The organism is Paenibacillus lutrae, from assembly GCF_009757775.1.
Taxonomy (GTDB): domain Bacteria; phylum Bacillota; class Bacilli; order Paenibacillales; family NBRC-103111; genus Paenibacillus_F; species Paenibacillus_F lutrae.
This window is the reverse complement of record NZ_RHLK01000027.1, coordinates 18,963-28,085: the sequence shown is the minus strand read 5'-3', so window position 1 is coordinate 28,085 and position 9,123 is coordinate 18,963. Positions and strand designations below refer to the sequence as shown.

The following is a 9,123-nucleotide window of genomic DNA, read 5'->3' as shown; positions in this document are numbered from 1 at the left end:
AATTCATTTATTTTTACAACGAAGACCGGGCACAACGTAAACTAAACAAGCTGACTCCGGTTGAGTACCGAAGCCAGCTTGTTGCCTGAGGCTTTTTCTGATGTCCACTAAAAGGGGTCTTGACCAGATCGGACTAAGGCTTTTACAGGTTGCCTACCGGATTAGGTTTGGGGCTTGTCCGCTGCAAAATTAACGCGCAGCTCCGGCTTCACTTCGGCCAGAAGTTTCTCCTGAAGGGCCTGCAGATCTTCCTGGGTCTTCAGCTCGCCTTTTTTAACGAGGTATTCAATCGTTTTTTCCTGCAACAGATATTTGGCGTACTGATTGACGGTAGAATAATCAGTCCAATACGTCTCGGCGGTCAGCCCTGAATTTTTGTAAAGCATCTCCTGCAGCTGCTCGGCCTGTGCTCCAGCTTGCTTCAATGCCTCGCGCTGCTGCTCAATAACTTTCTTGACCTCCGCTTCTTTCACTTTAACCCCCAGCTTTTGCCCGTAGCGGACGAATAGCTCGTCTCTGAGCATCAAATCCAGGATCTGCTCATCGGTCAAATTATTCTGAGCGCCCTGCATTTGATAGGCAAGGTCGACATCTTTCTTCAATTTGTCGAAAGCGGTAGCGGTAATGCGGACGTCAGGCCCGATAGCTACAACATTTTTGGTTTTGGCGTCGGACTGACCGTATACAAACGACCCGGCGGCAATGCACAGGCCAATTACTGCCGCCACGACGGTGTTGGTCCGTGGGGATTTCATCGGTGATGCCTCCTTTATATTCTATCTTTCCATGATAGCTGAAATAGACCCAAATGGGAATAAAAGATCCCCTCCGTAAATCACGGAAGGGATCGGGAAATGACTCCGGATCAGCCCGAGTACCGGCTGCTGCGCCACAGCTGATGCTGCGCGGCGATCGACCACATTTTGAGGAACATGCGGAGGAAAGGATACATCTGCTGGATAATCAAGGCTGTAAACCCCGCCCATACATAAGACACTGTTGTAGTGGCCACAGCCAGAATGCCTCCGAGGATTGCAATCAGCAGGGCATTCCCGGCTATTCGAAGTCCTTGCTTCATTATAACGGCTATCACATTGAAAAAGCCGGTCCGCGTATCCGATGTCTGGTTGAACTGGAGGAAAAGGAAAAAGAGCTGAATAAGGAAGGCATAGAGGATATAAAGGAAAACTGCCGGAAGCAAAGAGATCAAGATTTCCTGATAACTAATCGCCTCCCGGAATAAATGAACCGCTTTGGGAGCGAGAAAGTAGAGCGGCGCAAGTGTCAGGAGGGTCTGCAGCAGGTAGAATCCGAAGAATGGCAGCAGCAGTTGGCGGATTCCTTTTACAAAACGGTAGCCTGCATTCATGTTCGGATGCTCTAGTGAATAGAAAACTCCTGCACTCAGCATAGGGCTGAGGAGCATACGGATGCCAAGAAGGAGGATGATCCACCAGAGGTAGGGTTGAATCAAGTCCGTTTTAAATAGCCGGAATTGTCCTTCGGCCAAGAAAAGATGAACGGCGGATTGAGGCTGATCGCTGCCTGGATAGCGGTGGAGCAGGGGGACCACGACGGACTGGACGAATTTGTACAGCAGAATCCCCCAAGCGAATTGATACACATACAGGATACAGACTGCGAACGGCTGCTTAAACGCGGCCATTAGGCCCTGCCGTAGAAAATGAAGCATTTCAGCACCTCACCATGCCACAGATTCGAATAAGGTTTCCAATACTTTGACCACGCTTAAGGTCCAGCGGATCTGCCACCGTGAGTCAATCTCGGCTTTCATGTAATTGTTAATATGCCGGTTCTCCAGAACGAGGGAATGCTTAGGATCAACGGAAACCCAGTTTACAGGCGTTTGATTGGTCAGCTTATATTCAATCTGCTCGCCCTGACCATCCCAGGTTTTCTCTATGGTAGAGCCATCGGAGAAATGGAAATGAATCGGGACGGCGGGGGCGGTTCCGCCAAGCTTACGGATCAGTATACTGCTTTCATACAGAAGTTGTCCGGATTTCTCGGTCTGGTTGACGTGGATACGGTCAACGGCGTAATCGGACATGCTATTCCCGTATACATATTGATCGAAAAACTCGTTCCATTTACTCTTGGTTACGTCCTCGAGAACAGTCTGGAAGTCCCGGGTGCCGGGATGCTTGAATTTCCACTTCTGAAAGTATGTTTTCATAACCCGATCCATCGTGTTCAGTCCTACACGGTTCTCTATCTCTTTGAGCACCAATTTGGCCCTGGTATAGACGTTGTCTGCGTACTCGCTGTGATCCCGGTAGGCCCAGGCATTCTTTTTGAGATCGGCGGGGGAGGTAATGTAGCTGGCCTCCACGGGAAGATTAGGCTTCGCTCCGTACTCCAGCTCCATTAACTTATCTTCGGTATAGGATGTAAATCCTTCATCAAGCCAGGCCTCCTCGAATTCATTGGAGGCGACCAGCCCATACCAGAACTGGTGGCCGATCTCATGGACGACAACCCGTTCCAGCTCAAGATCGGGGGGACCTTCAGAAGCTCCCCAGGCGGTAATAAGGGTGGGATATTCCATGCCTCCCGTACCGTTTGCTTCTTCAGGAGGCACTACGATGGATAACGTCGAGTAAGGATAAGCCCCGTACCACTGGGAATAGCGGCTAAGCGCTTTTTTGGCGGCTATCATGTATCTGGCTTTATAGGGCTCATGTTTAGGGTCCAGATACAGTTTAATTTTGACACCAGGCAGGTTAGGAGCGGAATACGGTTCCTCGTATGTTTTAAAATGGGGAGAAGCGGCCCAGGCAAAATCATGAACGTCATCGGCATAGTATTGGTAAGTTTTCGTTCCGTTGCCTTCGATGGGATTCTTGGTCTGAAATCCTGTGGCGGCGACGATATAATTAGAAGGAACCTTAATCCGGACATCAAAGATGCCGAAATCCGCATAAAACTCGGAATTGCCATGATATTGGTGCAGATTCCAGCCTTCGGCTTGGCGGCCGCGTGTGCCTGAGGGCTCGTACACCGCAAGCTTAGGAAACCATTGGCCGGCCATGACATAGTCCTTAGTGACGCCCATGCGCGCGAAAGCCTGCGGGAGCTTGACCGCAAAATTCGTATGCAGCGTTACGGCCCCGCCTGCGGCTACGGGTTTGGGCAGGGTGACTTTGAGCAGGGTGCGGTCATCGGGATTGCCGTCATCCGGCTGGACATATTGCATGGTGGAGCTGAGGTCTATTTCTTCGCCGGTTTTGATGCTGCGGAGCTCCATTTCGCCGAAGCTTCCCTTTTTGGCCTCGTCTCCTCTCAATTTGCCCCCGGACTCTTTCATAAAGGTAGTCTTCTCCGATGCGAACGCATTCGGATACAGGTGCATGTACAGTTCTTGAACAGGCTGGGAACCGGGATTCTTCCAGGTCATGGTTTGCTGTCCGAGAAGGGTTTCGTTCTCCGGGTTGTATTCAACATTGATGTGGTATTCGACGATTCGTTTGCTCAGCTGCGGGTGTACGGTTCCGCTTGAGGATGGCTGCTGCATAATCGGTGGAACAGGTTCTGACTGTGCCGGAGCAGCGTCATTTGGAGCCGTGTCGGTTAGAAGGACCCTGCTTGTCAGGCCCGTCCGTTCTTCAGGGGACGAAAGGAGCAGATTCGTAAGAAGGACGGCGCTGAGAAGCGTGGCGGCTGTTGCGAACCAAGCTGTTTTTCGGTTAGCCAACTTTAAATTCATGTTTTTCACCCCGTTGACAAGCATCTAAAGCATGTATATGTTTGCATTCCGGGGATTATTAGCTAAAATGAAGGAAGTAGAGAAGAATTATTTTCAGGAAAGCGAAGGTGCCTTTCATGGATTCAAATAAAGAAGAAACACCAAAGAAAAAACCTGCGGCGCTGAATATCGTCAGCACCAAGATCAATCACAAAGGATTCGGCGCGGGCTCGATTGACCTCAGCAACGTATCCAGCCTCATTATTGACGGAGACGAGGCTTACCTCGATATGGGCGCTCTGCATGCCAAGAGCGCAGTAGAGAAGAGAATCCGTTTCTCGACGAATAAAGAGGACGTTCCTAATGGACGCAAATGCTGGATCGTATGGGTGGCTGTGGACCGTACTCCCGAAGGAACCTATTACGCGGGCGTGACGGCCTGTGAAATGCTGGTCGATACCGAAGCCCGCCGGGGCTGGAAAATCCTCGCCGACCATGTGAACCGGATGGATGCCGCTATGAAGCGCAAGATCATGGTCGACAACCTGGATGACCAGGAAAAAGCCTTGCTCCGCAAGGCTTTGGTCGATCATAATGAAGAGTGGTGGGACCGCTCAACTGACGAGCTGAAAGCGGCTTTGGCTTAATTTTCAGCCAAATATGTACAAATTGTGTCATCCATTGTTAGGATAATGGGAAGCGAGTATACTATCACTAGTGTATGTTACGCTCATATACTAGGACAGCAAAAAGGCAGATGGGGGACGCCCGTTTCTGCCTTTTTGCGTGCAAATAGATGAAACAAGAGGAACGGAATGCGAGTGGTTACGGCAGTGGATTTGTTCCATATAAGAGGTATGTTCTACTAACCGATACGCACAGGAATTATCGATAAGGTACCTTTGCCGGCGGTTCAGCCGAAACAATCAAAAGGCCGATGCGGGATATAAACCGCACCGGCCTTTTGATTTCTTCCATGCATGGAATTTCGGTCAAGCAGTTAGTGAGCTAGCTAGTCATTCCACCAGCGTTTCACATCATTCCACCAGGAACGCGCACCGCTTCCGAATCCTTTGTCGCGCGATGAGCGGTTCGTGCAGTATTCCTTCGGTTCCGTACCTGTCAGGAACGCTTCGACGCGTGCTTCAGTCGAACAATCTTCATTTGCGAGCTTGCCGCTGACCGGATCGATATAGACGGTCGTGACGCCCTCGGGCACCGGGAAGAGCTTCGGGGGAATCGCCTCAAGCGCTCCTTCGGTATACCCGGCGAAGATCGGTGAGGCCAAGTGCGATTCCGCGGTGTTGATGGCCCGTCCCTTGTCATAGCCGACCCATACGGCCGTAGCCAGCTCGGGTGTATAGCCGACCATCCAGGCATCGGCATCGGTTGTGCCGGTCTTGCCGGCCACCGGCCTCTTGATCGTTGCCGCGACCCGGCTGGCGGTACCGCCTGTCTCGAACACACTCTCCATCATATGGGTGAGTACATAGGATGGAGCCGCGTCGGCGACCCGTTCGCTCTTGGGCTCCGCCTTGTAGAGCTGGAGGCCGGCCATGTCCTCGATCTTAATGATGGCGGTCGGCTCCACCCGAACGCCCTGATTCGCGAGGGCCGCGAAGGCGGAGACCATCTCGAAGGGGCTCGCGGGGTAGGTACCCAGGGCCAGTGACGGGAGAGGCTGCAAGTCTCCGTTGATTCCGAAACGGCGGGCGGTATCTACAACTTGCTGCGGGCCTACCTTGAGAATAGTATCCACCGCATAAATGTTATCCGATTTGGCAATGGCTCGGCGCATATCGATATCCGCATTTTCGTATTGATCGTTGAAATTGCGCGGCGTGTACGTTTTCCTGCCGTCATCGTAAGTGAATGTCCTAGGCTCACTCCGAACTTTACTCAAGGGAGTGAAACCATTCTGCAGAGCGGTCAAATACACAAAAGGCTTAAAACTGGACCCGGGCTGCCGGGACGTTGCGAATACGCGGTTAAACTGATTCGCTTCATAATTTTTACCGCCGACCATCGCTTTGATGTACCCGTTTCTCGGATCAATCGAGATAAGGGCGCCCTGCAGCTCGCTGTCTTTGGGAATATGCTTGCTGACCTGCTGCTCGGCGATTTTCTGTGCTTGGAGATCCAGAGTGGTGTATATATTATGACCGCCCTGTTCAAACTGTTCCTCTGTGATCCCAAGTTTCTGGATCGCCTGGTTTTTAATATAGTCCCGGAAATAAGGGGCCGGTGAAGGTTTCTTCTCGGCCAGCGGCTTGATGTCCAGCTTCTGCGCCGCCGCCGCATCCGCCTCCTGTTGAGTAACAAATCCTTCATTAACCATCGTCTTCAGGACGACATTTTTACGGTCCAGCGCATTTTCCATATTGTAATAGGGTGAATAATACTTGGGCCCTTTCGGAACTCCCACAAGCAGAGCGCTCTCTGCGAGGGTCAGGTCTTTGGCATGCTTGCCAAAGAATAACTGCGAAGCCGCTTCGATACCGTACGTGGAATGCCCGTAATAGATCTGATTGAGATAACTTTCCAATATCTGATCCTTATCCAGCTGCATTTCCATCTGCACGGCATAGACCGTTTCTTTTATTTTACGTGTCCAGGTCCGGTCGTGATTTAAATATAAGTTACGGGCGAGCTGCTGCGTAATCGTTCCAGCACCCTGCACCTTGGACATGTTTTTTAAATTAACAACCGCCGCTCGCGCAATACTTTTCACATCAAAGCCGGGGTGATTATAAAAGTTCTGGTCTTCAATCGCCAGGGTTGCTTTCACGACGTAGACGGAAATTTCATTAATCGGCACGATTTTACGGTTCTGACCGGAATCGAGCGTCTCAATCAATTCGCCGTTCACATCGAAAATTTGAGAAGTCTGTAGTACTTTGGTGACCGGAAGTGCCTGCGACCGTAGGTAAAGCAGGGAAAATCCGGTGAGTACACAAATAACCAGGAAAGCTGCAAAGAAGAAAGAGAATCCCCGTTTCAGGCGGCGCTGCCAGGGCGATGGTGATCCGGCTGGACCTTCCTTCTTTTTGCTCGCGGGGGCGGCTGGTTGTTCGGGTGTAGCAGGCTGTTCGGCCAAAGTCCCTCACTCTCCTTTCTTCTGGGGGCATCGGACTAGGGATCGGGACAGATTGCTTCTGCGCTTGGTTTGCTTGGCATCCTTACTATCAGTATGGAAAAGCTTGCCGGACGCTATTCAATCATTTTCCCGCCAGGGTCCTAAAATTTCGTAAACCTGCCCCATTCCGTCCTGCAATTTTCTTGCATTTCGGGTTCAATCCTCTATAATACAATTTGTGTGAGCAAACCTTCAAGACACAGGGCTTGTCCCGTGAATGGAATGATCTGCCCGCAAGACCATGATGAAGCTATTAATTAGTACGGAACAACGGGGCGGCGGTCTCAAGACCACCTCACTGTATGCACTCCTTACTCAACCAATAACGAAGAAAAGAGGCTGGGAATATGGAACTTTGGTACACCGAGAAACAGACGGAGAACTTCGGCATTACGTCCAAAATTAAAGAGACGCTGGTGACTGAGAAAACAGATTTTCAAGATCTCGCCATGATTGATACGAACGAATGGGGCCGCATGCTTGTCCTGGACGGCATGGTTATGACTAGTGTAAGAGATGAATTCGTATACCACGAGATGGTGGCGCATCCTGCACTTTCAACGCATCCGAACCCTAAGAACGTCCTTGTAGTAGGGGGCGGCGACGGCGGTGTCATCCGTGAGGTGCTGAAGCATCCTGAAGTGGAAAAAGCCGTTCTCGTGGAAATCGACGGTAAAGTAATCGAGTATTCGAAAAAATACTTGCCGGAAATTGCCGGCGAACTGGACAACCCTCGTGTAGAAGTCATCGTGAACGATGGCTACATGCACATTCATGATCATAAAAATACGTACGATGTGATTATGGTGGATTCTACGGAGCCTGTCGGCCCCGCAGTTGAACTCTTCTCCAAAGGCTTCTATCAAGGAATCTACGAATCATTGAAAGAAGACGGCATCTTCGTTGCGCAAACGGACAACCCATGGTTCAAGGCGGATCTGATCCAGACCGTTAACCGCGATGTTCGTGAAATCTTCCCGATCGTCCGTGTATACGGAGCGAATATTCCTACTTATCCGAGTGGTCTATGGACTTTTACTATGGGCAGCAAAAAGTACGATCCGCTTCAGGTGGAAGAAGCATCGATTCCAGAATTCGAGACGAAGTACTACACTCCGCGCCTTCATAAAGCAGCGTTTGTACTGCCTAAGTTCGTAGAAGATCTCGTTAAATAAATTCTCTTCCTATAAAGAAGGAGCGACGATAGCATGCGATTAGATCAAGCATACTCCGGCAATATTTTTATTGCCGCTTCAGAAGATTACGCGGCTTCCCGCGCCGTGTTATACGGAATGCCGATGGATTATACCGTCAGCTTCCGCCCGGGCTCCCGCTTCGGTCCTGCCCGCATTCGCGAAGTATCCATCGGGCTTGAGGAATACAGCCCGTATCTGGATAAGAGCCTGGACGAAGTGAACTATTTCGACGCAGGCGACCTGATGCTGCCGTTCGGTAACGCCGGCCGCAGCCTAGAGATCATAGGCGAGTACGTGCGCGGCCTGTTGGATGACGGCAAGTTCCCGCTCGGAATAGGCGGCGAACATCTCGTATCCTGGCCGGTCATCCGCGAAGTATATGCGAAATATCCCGACCTCGTGCTCATCCATTTCGATGCGCATACCGACCTTCGCGAGCAATACGAAGGCGAGCCGCTCTCACATTCGACGCCGATCCGCAAAGCCGCTGAGCTTATCGGAGGCAAGAATGTGTACCAGTTCGGTATCCGTTCCGGTATGCGCGAAGAGTTCGAATATGCGCGCAAGAACCTGAACTTCCATCCGTTCGAAGTCTTGGAACCGCTGAAGAAGGTGCTGCCGGATCTGGCAGGCCGTCCCGTGTACCTGACTATCGACATCGATGTGCTCGATCCTTCGGCAGCGCCGGGCACAGGTACCGCTGAAGCGGGCGGCATTACGAGCAAGGAACTGCTCGCGGCCGTTCACGCTATCGCCGGTTCCGACGTCAACGTTGTAGGAGCTGACGTAGTTGAGGTAGCTCCGGTTTATGACCCGTCGGAGCAGACGCAGATTGTTGCGGCCAAGCTTATCCGCGAAATGCTGCTCGGACTGGTGAAGTAGTTATAAAGGTGTTTCGTATACCTTAGCCAATAAGTATGAGAATCCCCCGGGGCCGGTCCGCTCTGGGGGATTTTTTTAGTGGGCACAATCCCGATCCGCCCGTAAGACACGGTCTTGCAAAGGTCCATTGAAAATCCCGGTGCGATGCTATACACTTATAGCTAACTTTTCTTTTCCTGCTTCAGCCCTCTGGCGGCCGTCAG

The 9,123-nt window shown here is 51.3% G+C and carries 8 protein-coding genes; 4 read left to right on the top strand and 4 right to left on the bottom strand.

The window, feature by feature from the left end; all coding sequences use genetic code 11:
- The first annotated feature begins 5 nt into the window (after positions 1 to 5).
- Positions 6 to 89 (top strand): IS3 family transposase, encoded by an 84-nt coding sequence (locus tag EDM21_RS25600; RefSeq protein WP_338043979.1) that lies wholly within the window; start codon positions 6 to 8, stop codon positions 87 to 89.
- A gap of 72 nt (positions 90 to 161) precedes the next feature.
- Here EDM21_RS25600 and EDM21_RS23955 read toward each other — a convergent pair whose 3' ends face one another.
- The 3 genes from EDM21_RS23955 to EDM21_RS23945 all read right to left on the bottom strand — a co-directional run bounded on the left by EDM21_RS23955 (position 162) and on the right by EDM21_RS23945 (position 3,727).
- Positions 162 to 755, bottom strand: coding sequence for a SurA N-terminal domain-containing protein (locus EDM21_RS23955; RefSeq protein ID WP_157338887.1), 594 nt, complete (start codon positions 753 to 755; stop codon positions 162 to 164).
- A 110-nt stretch (positions 756 to 865) separates the two neighbouring features.
- The gene (locus EDM21_RS23950; RefSeq protein WP_157338886.1) at positions 866 to 1,693 is read right to left on the bottom strand and encodes a hypothetical protein; all 828 of its coding nucleotides are present in this window, start codon (positions 1,691 to 1,693) and stop codon (positions 866 to 868) included.
- Positions 1,694 to 1,702: 9 nt separating this feature from the next.
- On the bottom strand, positions 1,703 to 3,727 hold the full coding sequence (locus tag EDM21_RS23945) for a M1 family metallopeptidase (RefSeq protein ID WP_235918347.1): 2,025 nt from the start codon (positions 3,725 to 3,727) through the stop codon (positions 1,703 to 1,705).
- 116 nt (positions 3,728 to 3,843) lie between these two features.
- Between EDM21_RS23945 and EDM21_RS23940 the strand changes: the two genes are divergently transcribed.
- A complete protein-coding gene (locus tag EDM21_RS23940) occupies positions 3,844 to 4,353 on the top strand; it encodes a YwhD family protein (RefSeq protein ID WP_157338884.1) in 510 nt (169 codons plus the stop codon).
- A gap of 365 nt (positions 4,354 to 4,718) precedes the next feature.
- Here the strand turns inward: EDM21_RS23940 and EDM21_RS23935 are convergent, their stop codons facing one another.
- Entirely contained in the window at positions 4,719 to 6,803 is a 2,085-nt protein-coding gene (locus EDM21_RS23935) for a transglycosylase domain-containing protein (RefSeq protein WP_157338883.1), read from the bottom strand.
- 386 nt (positions 6,804 to 7,189) lie between these two features.
- On the opposite strand from EDM21_RS23935, the gene speE reads away from it, so the two are divergent.
- Complete coding sequence (gene speE / locus EDM21_RS23930) at positions 7,190 to 8,017, top strand: polyamine aminopropyltransferase (protein ID WP_068777787.1); 828 nt, start codon at positions 7,190 to 7,192, stop codon at positions 8,015 to 8,017.
- A gap of 33 nt (positions 8,018 to 8,050) precedes the next feature.
- Positions 8,051 to 8,920 (top strand): agmatinase, encoded by an 870-nt coding sequence (gene speB / locus EDM21_RS23925; RefSeq protein ID WP_068777788.1) that lies wholly within the window; start codon positions 8,051 to 8,053, stop codon positions 8,918 to 8,920.
- The last annotated feature ends 203 nt before the right edge of the window (positions 8,921 to 9,123 follow it).